General features: G+C 71.8%; 11 protein-coding genes. 5 read left to right on the forward strand and 6 right to left on the reverse strand.

What is annotated here, in order from left to right:
• Positions 1-7: 7 nt before the first annotated feature.
• Positions 8-2,653 carry a class III lanthionine synthetase LanKC gene (gene lanKC / locus AC0NH5_RS08960; RefSeq protein ID WP_474401807.1) on the reverse strand — a complete coding sequence of 882 codons (2,646 nt, stop codon included), beginning with the start codon at positions 2,651-2,653 and terminating at the stop codon, positions 8-10.
• Between the two features lie 502 nt (positions 2,654-3,155).
• On the opposite strand from lanKC, the gene AC0NH5_RS08965 reads away from it, so the two are divergent.
• Positions 3,156-4,013 (forward strand): alpha/beta hydrolase, encoded by an 858-nt coding sequence (locus AC0NH5_RS08965; protein WP_474401809.1) that lies wholly within the window; start codon positions 3,156-3,158, stop codon positions 4,011-4,013.
• A gap of 41 nt (positions 4,014-4,054) precedes the next feature.
• Positions 4,055-5,080 (forward strand): LacI family DNA-binding transcriptional regulator, encoded by a 1,026-nt coding sequence (locus AC0NH5_RS08970; protein WP_474401811.1) that lies wholly within the window; start codon positions 4,055-4,057, stop codon positions 5,078-5,080.
• Positions 5,081-5,196: 116 nt separating this feature from the next.
• On the opposite strand, the gene AC0NH5_RS08975 is transcribed toward AC0NH5_RS08970, so the two are convergent.
• Genes AC0NH5_RS08975 through AC0NH5_RS08995 form a run of 5 tightly spaced genes read right to left on the reverse strand, consistent with a single transcriptional unit; the run spans position 5,197 to position 9,795 of the window.
• Positions 5,197-5,832 carry a hypothetical protein gene (locus AC0NH5_RS08975; RefSeq protein WP_474401813.1) on the reverse strand — a complete coding sequence of 212 codons (636 nt, stop codon included), beginning with the start codon at positions 5,830-5,832 and terminating at the stop codon, positions 5,197-5,199.
• A 39-nt stretch (positions 5,833-5,871) separates the two neighbouring features.
• Positions 5,872-6,687: an ABC transporter ATP-binding protein gene (locus tag AC0NH5_RS08980; protein ID WP_474401815.1), complete on the reverse strand. Its 816-nt coding sequence runs from the start codon at positions 6,685-6,687 to the stop codon at positions 5,872-5,874.
• Positions 6,684-7,718: a FecCD family ABC transporter permease gene (locus tag AC0NH5_RS08985; RefSeq protein ID WP_474401817.1), complete on the reverse strand. Its 1,035-nt coding sequence runs from the start codon at positions 7,716-7,718 to the stop codon at positions 6,684-6,686. The genes AC0NH5_RS08980 and AC0NH5_RS08985 overlap by 4 nt, the downstream gene beginning before the upstream one ends.
• The gene (locus AC0NH5_RS08990; protein ID WP_474401819.1) at positions 7,715-8,758 is read right to left on the reverse strand and encodes a FecCD family ABC transporter permease; all 1,044 of its coding nucleotides are present in this window, start codon (positions 8,756-8,758) and stop codon (positions 7,715-7,717) included. The genes AC0NH5_RS08985 and AC0NH5_RS08990 overlap by 4 nt, the downstream gene beginning before the upstream one ends.
• The gene (locus AC0NH5_RS08995) at positions 8,758-9,795 is read right to left on the reverse strand and encodes an iron-siderophore ABC transporter substrate-binding protein (protein WP_474401821.1); all 1,038 of its coding nucleotides are present in this window, start codon (positions 9,793-9,795) and stop codon (positions 8,758-8,760) included. Before AC0NH5_RS08995 ends, AC0NH5_RS08990 begins: the two co-directional genes overlap by 1 nt.
• A 221-nt stretch (positions 9,796-10,016) precedes the next feature.
• Between AC0NH5_RS08995 and AC0NH5_RS09000 the strand changes: the two genes are divergently transcribed.
• The 3 genes from AC0NH5_RS09000 to AC0NH5_RS09010 are packed head-to-tail and all read left to right on the forward strand — an operon-like array spanning position 10,017 to position 15,030.
• Positions 10,017-12,830: a WD40/YVTN/BNR-like repeat-containing protein gene (locus AC0NH5_RS09000; RefSeq protein WP_474401823.1), complete on the forward strand. Its 2,814-nt coding sequence runs from the start codon at positions 10,017-10,019 to the stop codon at positions 12,828-12,830.
• 17 nt (positions 12,831-12,847) lie between these two features.
• A complete protein-coding gene (locus AC0NH5_RS09005; protein WP_474402380.1) occupies positions 12,848-13,705 on the forward strand; it encodes a carbohydrate ABC transporter permease in 858 nt (285 codons plus the stop codon).
• A complete protein-coding gene (locus AC0NH5_RS09010) occupies positions 13,702-15,030 on the forward strand; it encodes an ABC transporter substrate-binding protein (protein ID WP_474401825.1) in 1,329 nt (442 codons plus the stop codon). Before AC0NH5_RS09005 ends, AC0NH5_RS09010 begins: the two co-directional genes overlap by 4 nt.
• The last annotated feature ends 3 nt before the right edge of the window (positions 15,031-15,033 follow it).

A 15,033-nucleotide genomic window follows, 5' to 3' on the forward strand; every position in this document is an offset into this window, starting at 1 on the left:
TTCGTATTCACCTCCTTTCGTCGCTGGTCGGGGTGAGCCGGTCCGGGGTGGCCGCGGCTGCGACTTGCGGGCCGCTGTCTGCCGGGCCGCCGGACGGCTCGAGGAAGGGAAGGGAGACCGGCCGGTCGTGCAGCACGGTTCCGAGTGCGAAGAGGACTCCGGCCGTCCCGGTTCCGAAGTCCATGGAGAGGCGCATCAGCTGGTTGCCGGGGAAGGCCAGGCCGCCGCCGTACGGCAGGGCGTGCAGGTTCAGCCGTTCGACCTGCTCCGCGATCCCGGCGGTGCTCTCCTCAGGGCGCAGACCCGTCCCGAGGGCGGCGATGATGCCGGCGCGCCCGGTGAACAGGCCGCTCTGCACGAAATATCGGGAGTGGGTGACCAGGCGGGCCGAACGCAGCGCGGACGCGAGCTCGTCGTCCGGCCGGTGACGCAGGTACCGCTCGAGCACCAGCGCGATCCCGATCGAGCCCTCGTCCAGGTAGGGCAGAGTGCGCCAACCCTGGTTGACCTGCAGCGAGCCGTCCTCACCGGGCACACAGCGGCGCAGGTCCTGGCGCAGGGCGACAGCCGCCCGGTCGAGGAACGCCGGATCGCCGGTGGTCTCATGAGCCCGCAGGAACAGCAGGGCCGAGCCGGCCGAGCCGTAGAACAGCCCGGCGCGCGGGTGGGTGCCGCCGCTGACGTCGGGGACGTCCTCCACCCGGCCGAGCCGGTCGGCACACAGGTCCGCCATCCGCAGGCCATGGTCGGTGAAGGTCCGGTCGCCGGTGGCGGCACCGAAGTGCAACAGGTTGAGCGCCGTTCCGGCCAGCCCGGAGAAGAGGTCCTGCCCCAGGGTCTGCCAGTTGCCGCGCAGACAGATGTCCAGCGCGTCCAGCGCGTCCTGATGATGACCGAGGGCCCGCAGGACGTAGGCCACACCGTGCAGGCCGTCGTAGAAGCCCGCACCGGTGCCCGGCGGCGGATCCAGCGCCCGTTTGCGCAGCCAGTCCTCGTGGTCGGGGACGGTACCGGCACCCACCGCGGCCAGCGTGTGCAGCACACCGGCCGCGCCGTACGCCAGGTTGATGCCACCGCCCGGCTCGAACTGGGCGATGTCGCCCGGGAAGAGCCGGTCGTCGCGGCTCGGGGTGGCGGTGACCAGGATGGCGCGCCGCATCGCGTCCCGCAGCGCGGGCCAGGCACCGGGATCGGCCGTGGGCATCGGCAGGCCGGCGAGCGGCGCGCCGGGCTCCTCGCCGGAGGACCCGATGATGGTCCGCACCGCCCGGTCCAGGACGCCGGCCGGCAGCGGGAAGGTGCCGGCGACGAGCTCGGCCAGATGCGCGGCCTTGGCCCGGTGCACCGGCAGCATGATGGTCGTCTGCGGTGCGAACAGTCCCAGATGCAGGCAGGCCAGGGCGTACTCGTCGATCTGGACGCCCTGCCGGTCGCGCGGGGCGCCGTAACCCGGGTGGGCGAGTGCCGACCGGGACGCGTCGGCCGCGAGGGTGGACACCTCGAAATCGATCAGCACCACCCGGCCCTCGGCGGTGACCAGGATGTTGTCCGGATGCAGGTCGCCGAAGACCACGCCACGCCCGTGCAGCAGCCGGACCGCCTCGGCCACCCGGTCGATCATCTCCAGCGCCCAGCGGGTGTACGCGGCGATCGACTCGGGTGAGCAGTCGGCCCGGGTGAGCGGGTACCGCTGCACCATCAGCCGCTGCAGCGGGTTGCCGTCGATGAACTCCTGGACCAGGAACTGGTGATCGCCGAGCGTGAAGTAGTCCACCAGCTTCGGCACCACGTCCAGCCCGGCGAGCTGCCGCAGGATGTCGCGCTCATGAGCCAGCCGGGCGATCGCGTCCCGGTCCGCCACGTCCAGCCCGGCGAACGGTCGGGCCTCCTTCAGCACGACCTGCTGATCGGTGCGCAGGTCCCGGCCGAGATAGACGCCGCCGCTGTTGGAGAACTGCAGCACGCTCCCGATCCGGTACGGCAGGCCCTCGGTGGTGACCGCGTTGCGGGCGGCCAGATGCGGTTCGAGGAACGCGGGCAGCGGCACCCACGGCGGCAGCGCGAACGTGGCGCCGCGGACGTCCGGGACCAGGTCGCCGTCCGGGCCCTCGATCGCCAGGACCCGCTCGCCGTTGTCACCGAGGCAGTGCCGCTCGGTGAAAGCGCCGTACCGGACGAACACCGGGCCCGCGCCGTACCGCAGGTCACTGAGGATGTACGGGCCCTGCACCCCGGCGAGCAGCTCGTCGAGCTCCCGGACGATCGATTCCAGCCGGCTCTCGTCCGGCGGGTAGATGGTGACCAGTTTGCCGCTGGACCCGCGGAAGGCCGACTTGGCGTTGAACATGACCATGACCGGACGGCTGCGCAGGAACTTGAACGGGATCCGGTGTGCCGTGCAGTAGTCCCAGACGACGGCCAGGGCCCGCTCGGCGTCGTCGATGCGCGCCGAGACGTGCACCTTCCAGCCCTGGGGCCGCACCGCCTCGCCGGCCGGCGCGTAGTGCATCCAGGTGTCGGTGTCCTGGTGCTCCCAGCCGGTGGGCAGCGGCCGCGCGCAGACCTCGAAGTCGGGGTGCTGCGCCTGGCTGCGGTCGAGCCGCTCGTAGAAGTGCCGGTCGGTGAGGCAGTAGACCTCGTACTGCTCGATCACGACGCCGCCCTCCCGAGCTCGGCGGGCTGTCCCGCGCCGCGAAGACGCTGCGGCGACGCGACGTCGACCGGCCCGCGCCTGCGGCCGGGATGCGCCATCGCCGGCAGCAGGCAGAACCCGGTCGGGGCCGGCTGCTCGTACGGCTCAGGGAATGTCCCCTGCCTGTCGCCCGCATCGATCATGGTCGCTCGCCCCCTCATCGGCTCTGCCACCATCCTGTCGGCCGCCGAGGGTCACTCCTAGTAGCAGTCGTCAGGACTCAAGCGTGAGAATCACCGGTCCAGCCGTGAATTCCGCACGCATCGACGATGCGCTTCCCAGCCCGACGTGCTACGGGGCGCTCGCTTCATCACGTCATCGACCCGCTGCGCCGGTCCTGAACGCGGGCGGAGGGAGGCATGAAGCCCAGCAGCGGGAGGATCTTCGCCTCGACGTCCCGGGTTCAGAGCGAGGATTCGGTCTACCGCGCGGCGACCGGATGCACGGCGGGTAGCCTGGCGCGATGTCGAGTTGGCAGATGCGGGGCGTCGCGGTGTTCACCCGTCTGGCCTACCGGCGCAGGTTCGCCACCGAGGCGGCCGGGCTGCGCACGCTGGCCCGTGCCAAGGGCCCGTCGGCTCCCCCGGCCCGGCTGACCCGGCGTTTCGACGTCACCCGGGACACCGTCCGGGGCTTCGGCGTCTACCGGGTCGCCGGTTCGAAGCGTGCGGACCGGACGGTCGTATATCTGCACGGCGGCGCCTACACCAGCGAGATCGTCTCCCAGCACTGGTCGCTGGTCGCCCACATCGCCGCGAAGACGGGCTGCGACGTGTACGTGCCGATCTACGGACTCTCCCCGCACCACCACGGCTTGGAGGCCCTCGACCTGGTCACCGAGCTGATCGGCATCCTCGGCCGGCCGTGTTACCTCGCCGGCGACTCGGCCGGCGGCGGCCTGGCGCTGCTCGCGGCGCAGGCGGTGCCCAGCGGTGTCACCGGGTTGACCCTGCTCGCGCCGTGGCTCGATCTGACCATGTCCAACCCGGGCATCGACGCCATCGAACCGTACGATCCCTGGCTCGCCCGTCCCGGTCTGCGCCCGCTGGCCGCCGCCTGGGCCGGGGGTCTGGCCCTGGACGATCCGCGGCTGAGCCCGATCCACGGCGACCTGGACCACCTGCCGCCGTTGCAGATCCTGGTCGGCACCCGCGACATCACTCTCGCCGACTGCCGCACCCTGCGTGACCGGCTCCCGGCCACCGCCGAGGTGACCTATCACGAGGAGCCCGGCGCGTTGCACGTCTATCCGCTGCTGCCGGTGCCGGAGGCGAGGGCCGGCCGCCGCGCGATCGTGGAGCACATCCGCGCGGCCCGGTGATGCGACACTTATCCGTCATTGCCGATGGAACGGGGACATCGATGACGGATGAGAGAGTGACCGGCAAGAAGGTGACCATGGCCGCCATCGCGCGGGCCGCCGGCGTCTCGGTGCCGACGGTGTCGCGGGTGCTCAACGGCCGCGGCGGGATCGCCCCGGACACCCGTGACCGGGTCGAGCGCATGCTGCGGGAGCACGACTACCGGGTGCGCTCGACGCGGCGCCCCTCCTCCACCGGCCTGATCGACGTGGTCTTCCCGGGATTCGACTGCGCCTGGGAGAGCGAGCACCTGATCGGCATCGAGCAGGTCGCGGGCGAGGCCGGCGTCGGTGTCGTCGTCACCACGCTGAACCGTCCGGGCATCCGGGCCGAGCAGATGGTGCGGCTGGTGCGCGCGGGCCGCAGCGACGGCGCCATCCTGGCCGCCGGCAGCGGTGGGCATCCGCTCGGCGCGGCCCTGGAGAGCCTGAGCGTGCCGGTGCTGGCGCTGGACCCGGACGTCGGGTTCCGTTCCGGGCAGCCCGCGATCATCGCGGCCAACCGCTCCGGGGCGCGGGAGCTCACCGAGCATCTGATCCTGCTCGGTCACCGCCGGATCGGCCTGGTCGCGGGCACCGGCCGTCTGGAGTGCACCTCGGCGCGGCTGGCGGGGTTCGAGGAGGCGATGCGCGACGCCGGCCTGCACGCCGACCCGGCGCTGATCGAGTGCGGCGACTTCGAGTTCGACTCCGGGCTGGTCGCGGCCGAGCGGCTGCTGGACCGCGCGCACCCGCCGACCGCGATCTTCGCGCAGAGCGACAACATGGCCGCCGGCGTCTACCGGGCGGCCCGGCAGCGCGGCATCGCGATCCCGGAGCAGCTCAGCGTGGCCGGTTTCGACGACCTGCCGGCGTCGCGGTGGATGTCGCCCCCGTTGACGACGGTGCGCCAGCCGCTGCGGGAGATGGGCCGTCTGGCGGCCCGGACCATCCTGCGGATGGCCGACGGGGAGATCGCCGACGCTTCGCGACGGGAGATCGAGACCCAGTTGATCGTACGCGAGAGCACCGCCCCACCCTCGCGCTGACGACCGTGGTCAGGAAGCTGGTCCCGGCCCGCGCGCCAGAGCCAGGGCGATCGCGGCCGTTCCGGCTGCGGCGGCCAGCCGGACGCCGCGGGGCCGGCCGGCCGTCAGCGCGGTGGTCAGCAGTCCCAACCGGAGGCGAGGGCGAGTGCGGTCCCGCCGCGACGGCTCACGGCGACCGTGCCGGCCACCGCCGCGGACGCGGTCAGCAGCCCGGCCGTGCAGGCGGCCACCGTGCGCGGTGCGGTGCTGTCCGCCCCGGCGGCGACCGCGCCGGCCGCGATGTTGACCGTGCTCGCCAGGGCCGTCCAGCCGAGCAGGAGGCCGGTGGCGGCCGGGGTGGCCGCCACGAGCCCGGTCGCCGGGGGGACCCGCTGCAACCTGGCGTGCGCCGTTGCGGCAAGGGCGGTGGCCACCGGCAGCAGGTACGGCGTCAGCCCGAACTGGTTCCGTCGGGCCGCGACCGACCAGGCCGTGTTCACGGCATAGGCCCCGGCCAGCGGCCAGCCGACCAGCCGGCTCATCGGGTCGCCACGGCCGCCCGGCAGGCACTGGCCGAGTGCCGACACCGCGCAGCCGGCGAAGATCGGCCCCCACACCGCGAAGGCGTAATCCGGTGGCGTGATGACCATGTCGTACCTCCCGGTCTGCTCGCCCTCACCGAGCAGGGCTCCCAGCGTCGGGGTGGTGATGAACGCGGCGCACGAGCCGGCGAGAGCCAGCGTGCGGAGGCGGTCGGTGCGGTCCGGGCTCATCGCACCACCGTAGGCGCTCGGGCCGGCGGCCTCAGCCGCTCACTGTGCCACGTCGGCGCGGACGTGGTGCCGCCCGATCGGCAGCATCAGCGGCTTGCCCGAGACCGGGTCGATGATCACCTGGCTGTCCAGGCCGAACACCGCCCGCACCGCCTCCTCGGTCAGCACCGCCGCCGGGTCGCCGGCCGCGTGCAGCCCGCCGTCGGCCAGGGCGATCAGGTGGTCGGCGTACCGGGCCGCCATGTTGAGGTCGTGCAGCACCATCACGATCGTGGTGCCGCGGTCCCGGTTCAGGTCGGTGAGCAGGTCCAGCACCTCGACCTGGTGGCTGACGTCGAGGAACGTGGTGGGCTCGTCCAGCAGCAGCAGGTCGGTCTGCTGGGCGAGGGCCATCGCGATCCAGACCCGCTGCCGCTGGCCGCCGGACAGCTCGTCGACGGAGCGTTCGGCGAGGTCGGCGGTGTGGGTGGCGTCCAGCGCGGCCGCCACGGCCCGGTCGTCCTCGCGGCTCCACCGCTGGAGCAGCCGCTGGTGCGGGTGCCGGCCCCGGCCCACCAGGTCGGCGACGGTGATGCCCTCCGGGGCGATCGGCGACTGCGGCAGCAGGCCGAGGGTGCGGGCCAGCTCCTTGGCCGGCATCCGGTGCACCTGCCGGCCGTCCAGCAGCACGTGCCCGGTGCGCGGGGCGAGCAGCCGCGACATGGACCGCAGCAGGGTGGACTTGCCGCAGGCGTTGGCGCCGACGATCGCGGTGATCCGGCCGGGCGGCACCAGCAGGTCGAGCGACTCGATGACGACGCGGTCGCCGTACCCGACGGTCAGCTGTTCGACGGCGAGGGAATGGGTGGTGGTCACAGGGAGCCTCCCGCGCGGTTGGTGCGGACCAGCAGATAGATGAGGTACGGGGCGCCGAGGACGCCGGTGATCACGCCGACCGGGTACCGGGTGTCGAAGGCGAACTGCCCGGCGAAGTCGGCGACCAGCACCAGCAGCGCGCCGACCAGCGCCGACGGGATCAGCAGGGAGCCGCCGGGGCCGAACAGCCGGGCCGCGATCGGGCCGGACAGGAACGCGACGAACGCGATCGGGCCGGTGGCCGCGGTGGCGAAGGCGATCAGGCCGACGGCGGCGACGATCACCAGGATCCGGGTACGTTCCAGCCGGATGCCCAGGGCGGCCGCGGTGTCGTCGCCGAGCTGGAGCATCGACAGGTTCCGGGACTGGCTCAGCAGCAGCGGGCCGAGCACGACCATGGCGAGAAGGACCGGCACGACCTCACCCCAGTCGGAGCCGTTGAGGCTGCCGTTGAGCCAGCGCAGCGCCGCCTGGATGTCCCACTGGTCGCCGCGGTCCAGCACGTAGGACGTGGCGCTGTAGAGCATCGCCGAGATGCCGATGCCGATCAGGACGAGCCGGGTACCGGCCACCCCGTCCTTGAAGGACAGCACATAGATGATGATCGCCACGCCGAGGCCGGCGACGATGGCGAACACCGAGACGCCGGTCTCGCCGAGGCCGAGCACGATGATGGCGAAGGCGGCGGCGGCTCCCGCGCCGGAGCTGATGCCGATGATGTCCGGGCTGGCCAGCGGGTTGCGGAGCATGGTCTGGAAGGTGACGCCGCCGATGCCGAAGCAGAGGCCGGTGAGCAGGGCCAGCACCGCCCGTGGCAGGCGTAGCCGGCCGACCGTGAAGGAGGCGCCGGGCACCGTCTCGCCGAGGATCACCCGCAGCACCTCGCCGGGGCGGTAGAAGGTCTGCCCCACCATGAGCGAGACTGCGAAGGCCGCCACGATCAGCGCGGCGATGACCAGCAGCACGGTCCGCCGCCGCAGGGTGCGCCGGACCCGGCCGTGGGTGACGGCCTCGAGGGTCGTGGTGCTCACAGTTCGCGCACTTTCTGCCGGCGGACGACGTAGATGAAGAACGGCGCGCCGATCAGCGCGGTGATGATGCCGACCTCGATCTCGTCGGGCCGGTTGACCACCCGCCCGATCACGTCGGAGGCGGTGACCAGTACCGCCCCGGTGAGGGCCGAGAACGGCAGTAGCCAACGGTGGTCGAGGCCGACCAGCAGCCGGCAGAGGTGCGGGACGATCAGCCCGACGAAGGCGATCGGCCCGGCGACGGCGGTGGCCGCGCCGCACAGCACGACAGCGCCCAGGGCAGCCGTGCCGCGGACCAGCGCGACGTTCTCACCGAGGCCGGCGGCCAGGTCGTCGCCGAGCGCCAGGGAGTTCAGCGGTTTCGCGGCGAGCAGGCAGATGGCCGTGCCGGCGATCAGGAACGGCAGGACGTGCCGGATGCTGTCCCAGCCGGCGCCGCCGACGCCGCCGACCCGCCAGGACTGGAAGTTGTCGGCGATGTCGCCGCGCGGCAGCACCACCGCGGTGACCAGCGAGACCAGGGCGGCGGAGGTGGCCGCGCCGGCCAGGGCGAGTTTCAGCGGGGTGGCGCCGCCGCGGCCGAGCGACCCGACGACGTAGACGAAGACCGCGGCGAGCGCGGCGCCGGCGATCGCGGCCCAGATGTACGAGGTGGCGGTGGCCAGCCCGAACGTGGTCATGCCGATGGCGATGGCCAGGGTGGCGCCCATGTTGATGCCGAGGATGCCGGGGTCGGCGAGCGGGTTGCGGGTGACGCCCTGCATGACGGCGCCGGACAGGCCGAGCGCCAGGCCGACGACCACCGCCAGCGCGGTCCGCGGGATCCGTTTGACGACGGCGGCCTGGTTGAGGGTGTCGTCGGCGCCGCCGAGGGCCGCGGTGATGTCGGGCCAGCCGACGATGCGGGAGCCGACGGCGACCGACGCCACCATGATCAGGAACAGGGCGGCGAGGACGACCAGCAGCCAGGCCGCGCGGAGCCGGGCCGGGCGTCGCAGCGCGGCGACGTCCGGCCCGGCGGTGGTCTCGACGTGCGTCATCAGAGCTTGTCGGCGGCCTTGGCGAGCAGCTCGACGTAGTCGTTGAGCACGAACGGGATGGCGAGCGGGGTGGGGTTGGCGGCGGTGGCCACCGGGGTGCTGCCGGGCAGCGACACGACCGAGCCGCGCGCGACGGCCGGGATCTTGGACAGCAGCGGGTCCTTCTGCAGGGTGCCGAGCAGGGTGCCCTCGGCGTCGCCGTAGGTCACGATGATGTCCACGTCGCTGAGGTTCTGCACCTGCTCGGCGCTCTGGGTGAGGCTGAACTGGTCGGTGGCGGCGGACGCCTTCGCGATGCTCTCCGGCTGCTTGAGCCCGAGGTCGGTGAAGAACTGCACCCGGGTGTCGTGGGTGGTGTAGAAGCTGATCTTGCTGAGGTCGCTCGGGTCGACGTGGGTCAGGAACATCGCCGACCTGCCGGCGAGCTTCGGGTGCTTGGCGACCGCCTCGGTCATCTGCTTCTCGGTGTCGGCGATCAGCTTGTCGCCCTCGGCGGCCAGGCCGAGGGCCCGGCTCTCCAGCTTGATGCTGTCGCGCCAGGCGGTGGCCCACGGCGCCTGCGGGTACGCGACCACCGGAGCGATCTCGCTGAGCTTGTCGTAGTCCTGCTTGGTCAGGCCGGAGTAGGCGGCCAGGATGACGTCCGGCTTGGTGTTCGCCACGCCCTCGAAGTCGATGCCGTCGGTCTCGTCGAACAGCACCGGGGTCGGCGCGCCCAGTTCCTTGAGCTTCGCGGCGTCCCAGGGCAGCAGGCCGTCGCCGTCCTCGTCGCCGAAGTTGGCCTTGGCGTAGCCGACCGGGACGACGCCGAGCGCGAGGGGCACCTCGTGGTTGGCCCAGTTGACGGTGGCCACCCGCTCCGGCTTCTTCTCGATCGTGGTGGTCCCGAAGAAGTGGGTGATGGTGACCGGGAACGACGCGGTGGCGCTGCCCGAGGTGGCCGGGGTGTCGTCGGTGTCGGACGAGCCACCACAGGCGGTGAGCGCCAGGGCGGTGGTGGCGGCGACTATGCCGGCCAGGAACCGGGATGCACGCATATCGACAAGCTCCACTTCATTAGGTAAGGCTGGCCTAAGCTAGCAGCAGACCTGGCACTTCGCATGATCATGTGTTCGAGCTGTGACCTGCGGCACCGCCTGCGGCAAGCGACGGAAGCGGACCAACCCGGCAGAGACATTGGCATCCATCTCTAGATCTGGAATCCTCCGACAGGACGCCCCCGCACTGTGGCGGTGGCAACGGAAGGGGCGATGATCTCGTGACCCGACGACGTCGGCAGATCTTCATCGGAGCACTGATCGGAACCCTGGTGGCCACCACCGGCGTGGCCGGGCTCCATCTGGCCGGGACGCCGGTCCCGGCGGCACGGGCCGCGGCCACCAGCAGCGGCGAGATGCCCGGCGCCATGGGCGCCCACCTGGCCCGCATGCGGCAGGCCGCGCCCAACGGCGGTGTGCTGGACACGCCGGGCGCGCTCGGCCAGGGCGAGTTCGACGAGCGGGCGTTCCCTGCGGAGACCATCTCGGTCGCCCAGGTGGACCGGTCCCGGTCGGCGTTCGCCGCGGCGGACGGCCGGGCCGTGCCGAGCGGCCGCAGCCAGCAGGGCCGCTGGTCGAACATCGGGCCCAGCGAGGCGCTCTACCCGTTCACCGAGTTCCGCAACGCCTACAACTACGTGCCGAACGAATACGTGGCCGGCGGCCGGACCACCTCGATCGCGATCAGCCACCGCTGCCTGCCCGGCTTCTGCCGCGCCTACATCACCCCGGCCGGCGGCGGCGTCTGGGCCACCCTGGACATCCTGGCCGCGAAACCGAAGTGGATCTATCTGGGCGGCCCGCTCGGCATCAACGCGGCCGGTGCGGTCACCATCGACCGCAACGACCCGACCGGCCTGACCATCTACGTCGGCACCGGCGAGGCCAACATCTGCGCCTCCGGCTGCGTCGCCGGGGTGGGGCTCTACCGGTCCACCAACGGCGGGCTCACCTGGCAGGGACCGCTGGGCAAGAAGGAGCTGAGCGGCAAGGGCATCGGCGAGATCATCGTCAAGCCCGGCGACCGCAAGACGCTGTACGTGGCGACCACCACCGCACTGCGCGGCATGTCCAGCGTCTGCTGCAGCGGCATCACCCGCCCGGTGCCGGACGCCGCCAAGTGGGGCCTCTACAAGTCGACCGACTCCGGCCGCAGCTGGAAGTTCGTGCACAACGGCTCGGCCGACCCGGCGCAGTGCACCGGCAGCGCCGAGGAGTGGGCGAACTCCTCCACCTGCTCACCGCGCGGTGTGCGGCACATCGAGCTGGACCCCGGCAACAGCGACATCGTGTACGCCTCGTCGTACGCCCGTGGCATCTGGCGCTCACCGGACGCCGGGACCACCTGGACGCAGATCAAGCCGTCGCTGGCGCCGACCGTCTTCCAGACCCGGGCGTCGTTCGACGTGACCCGGCTGCCGAACGGCAAGACCCGGATGTACGTCTACGAGGGCAACATCGGCACCCCGTACTCGCGGCTGTTCCGCAGTGACGACGTCGCCGCCGGCGCCCCCGCCTTCGCCGACCTGACCAGCCCGAACGTGGCCGACCCGGGCTACGCGACCTACAACCAGTGCGGCGCGCAGTGCTGGTACGACATGTTCGTGCACACCCCGGACGGCCACCCCGACGTGGTCTACACCGGCGGGTCGTACGTGTACGGCGAGACGATCGCCAACAAACGGGCCGTGGTGCTCTCCACCGACGCCGGCGTGAGCGGCACGGACATGACGTTCGACGGCACCGACGAGCTGCACCCCAACGGCCTGCACCCGGACCAGCACGACATCGTCGTCAACCCGCGCAACCCGTTCCAGTTCTTCGAGGCCAACGACGGCGGCGTGATGCGCTCCAGCGGGAAGTTCGTCGACCGCTCCCAGTGGTGCGACGCCCCGGAGCGGGCGCTGACCGCGCCGCAGCTGGTGCGGTGCCGGCAGATGCTCTCGCGGATCCCGTCGAAACTGGAGGACGTCAACGAGGGCCTGTCCACGCTGCAGTTCATGAGCCTGTCGGTCAGCCCGCACGACGCGAACCTGCTGCAGGGCGGCACCCAGGACAACGGCACCTGGGAGAACAAGGGTCAGAAGCGCCGCTGGCTGAACACCATCATCGGCGACGGCGGCCAGTCCGGCTTCGACGTGGCCCGCCCCGAGTTCCGCTTCCACACCTACACCGGCGTCCAGATCGAGGTGAACTTCGACAACGGCGACACCGGCGACTGGATCTACGTCGGTGAGCCGATCGACGCGCAGCCGAACACCCAGTTCTACGCCCCGGTGATCAGCGACCCGAAGGTGAGCGGCACGATGTTCGCCGGCACCGGGCTCAGCGCGTACCGGACGAAGACCTTCGGCCTCGGTGACCGCAGCATCGAGGAGGCGAACCGGATCTGCAACACCTGGACCGGCACGTTCGAGGAGCAGTGCGGCGACTGGGAGCAGCTCGGCGCGACCGCGCTGACCGACGCCATCTGGGGTGACAAGGCCGGCGGCGCGATGGCGGCGATCGAGCGCAACCCCGGAGACACGTCGACCGCGTGGGCGGCGACCACCACCGGGCGGGTGTTCGTGTCCCGCAACGTCGACGCCGAACCGGCCTCGGCGGTGCAGTGGACCCGCATCGACGACGACCGGCAGCTGCCCAACCGTTTCGTCAGCAGCATCTACCCCGACCCGAAGAACCTGGACCGGGCCTGGATCTCCTACAGCGGCTTCAACTCGAACACGCCGGCCACCCCGGGTCACGCGTTCGAGGTGACGGTCGCCGCCGACGGGGCGTCCACCTGGGCCGACCGGTCGTACAACCTGGGTGACCAGCCGTTGACCGACCTGGTGCGCGACGACGTGACCGGCGATCTGTACGCGGCCACCGACTTCGGCGTGCTGCGCCTGCCCAGCGGCACGAGCGCCTGGGTGCGCGCCGCGGCCGGGATGCCGAACGTCGAGGTCACCGGCCTCACAGTGGTGCCGGGTAAGCGCATTCTGTACGCCGCTTCGCACGGCCTGAGCGCTTGGAAGCTGGGGCTGAAGCGGTAGTGCGTTCCACCACGGTGGTGAGGGGCCGGCGGCACGGCCCCTCACCTCTTCCGTCTCGTGCCGCCCGGCTGTGGCGCTCCCTCGGCGCGGTCTTCGTGGTGCTCGTGTTCGTGCCCCCGTTGCTGCTGCTGGTGTCCGGGTCGCTGACCGAGCCGGGGCAGCCGCCGCCACCGACGCCGCAGCTCGTCCCCGATCCGGTGTCCGGCGTGGGATACGAGCAGGCGTTCGCGCTGGGAGGGCTGGCCCGGGCGACGCTCAACTCGCTGGCCGTCGCGGTGCTGGCCGTGCCGTTGAGCGTGCTCGTCGCCTCGTGGGCCGGTTTCGCCCTGGCCCGGGTGTCGCGGCGGGTCACCGCGGTGGTGGTCGCGGCGTCCCTGCTCGCGCTGATGGTGCCGGCCACCGCGCTGCTGCTCCCCCGCTTCGTGATCTTCCGGTCGCTGGGGCTGACCGACACGCTGGTCCCGCTGCTCGCGCCGGCCCTGCTCGGCGCCTCCCCGCTGTACGTGCTGATCTACTACCTGGCGTTCCGGGCCCTGCCGGCCGACCTGTACGACACATGCCGGCTCGCCGACCTGACGCCGATGCAGACCTGGTGGCGGTTCGCGCTGCCGGTGGTCCGCCCGGTGACCGCCGGGCTGACCGCGCTGAGCTTCATCCTCACCTGGTCGAACTTCCTCGACCCGCTGGTCTACGTCTACGACCGCGACCTGTTCACGCTGCCGCTCGCCCTGCGGTCGCTGTCGGTGCTCGACCCCACCAACTTCCCGGTCTTCCTGGCCGGCGCGGTGGTCGCCACAGCACCCCCGGTGATCGTGTTCGTGCTGGCCCAGCGCTGGTTCCTGCATTCCGACGACCCGACGGGACGGCATCCTTGACCAGACTGCGACACGTGGCCGCGCTGCTGGTGTGCGCGCTGCTGGCCGGCGCCTGTTCCAGCCCCGGCAGCGACCAGGAGGCCACGGCGCCGGTGCGCCTGCTCGTGTTCGGCGCGCCGGAGGAGCTGGCGGCGTACCGGACACTCGTCGACGCGTACGGCAAAGCCCATCCGGACCGGCAGGTGCAGCTGGTCGAGGCCAGCGACCGGGAGGACCTGATCGCCCGGCTGGCCACGTCCATCGCCGGCGGTGAGCCGCCGGACGTGTTCCTGATGAACTACCGGTTCTACGGCCAGTTCGCCGTCAAGGACGCGATCGAGCCGCTCGACGACCGCATCGCCGCCTCCGGCACCGTCGAGGAGGCCGATTACTACCCGGTGGCGATGGACGCCTTCAAGTGGCAGGGCCGCCAGCTGTGCCTTCCGCAGAACGTCTCCAGCCTCGCCGTCTATTACAACCGGACCCTGTTCGAGAAGCACGGCGTCGCCCTGCCGAAGCCCGGCTGGACCTGGAACGACTTGCTCACCACCGCGACCTCGATGACCCGTGACGCGCAGGGCGGCGTCATCCGGGCGACCGAGAGCGAGGGCGCAGCCCGGCGGCCGGCCGTGCACGGGCTGGGCATCGAGCCGTCGGTGATCCGGCTCGCGCCGTTCGTCTGGTCCAACGGCGGCGACATCGTCGACGACCCGGCCCGGCCCACCCGGCTCACCCTCGACAACCCGGCCGCCCGCGAGGCCCTGAAGAACCTCGTCGACCTGCGCCTGGCGTACGGGGTGGTGCCGACCGACGAGGAGGTGGAGGCTGAGGACGACGAGTCGCGGTTCAGCAACGGGCGGCTGGCGATGCTGCTGTCGTCACGGCGCTCCACCACCACGTTCCGGTCGATCACCGGTTTCGAGTGGGACGTCGCGCCGCTGCCGGTCTATCGCGAGCCGGTCGGCATCCTGCACTCCGACGCCTACTGCATGACCCGTGGCGGCCGGAACAAGCAGGCCGCGTGGAACTTCCTGGAGTACGCGATCAGCGCGGACGGCCAGCGGACCATCGCGGCCACCGGGCGTACCGTGCCGTCGCACATCGAGGTCTCCACCAGCACCGCCTTCCTCGGCCCCGCCCAGCCGCCGCGCAGCGCGAAGGTCTTCCTCGACGCCATCCCCACGGTGCGCGCGCTGCCCACGGTCTCCACCTGGCCGGAGATCGAGGACGTCACCGGCGGCATCCTGGAGAACGCGATGTACCGCGGCGACCGTCTGGACGACGTGATCCGCCAACTCGACGAACAGACCCGGCCCCTGTTCGCCCGCGGGGAGTATCCGCGATGATCA

It is taken from the genome of Actinoplanes sp. 13, assembly GCF_056134165.1.

Excerpts from the sequence above, each read along its gene's own strand:
- AC0NH5_RS08970 (WP_474401811.1), top strand. The coding sequence starts at position 4,055 with ATGACGGATGAGAGAGTGACCGGCAAGAAGGTGACCATGGCCGCCATC.
- AC0NH5_RS08975 (WP_474401813.1), bottom strand. The coding sequence starts at position 5,832 with ATGAGCCCGGACCGCACCGACCGCCTCCGCACGCTGGCTCTCGCCGGC.
- AC0NH5_RS08995 (WP_474401821.1), bottom strand. The coding sequence starts at position 9,795 with ATGCGTGCATCCCGGTTCCTGGCCGGCATAGTCGCCGCCACCACCGCC.
- AC0NH5_RS08990 (WP_474401819.1), bottom strand. The coding sequence starts at position 8,758 with ATGACGCACGTCGAGACCACCGCCGGGCCGGACGTCGCCGCGCTGCGA.
- AC0NH5_RS08965 (WP_474401809.1), top strand. The coding sequence starts at position 3,156 with ATGTCGAGTTGGCAGATGCGGGGCGTCGCGGTGTTCACCCGTCTGGCC.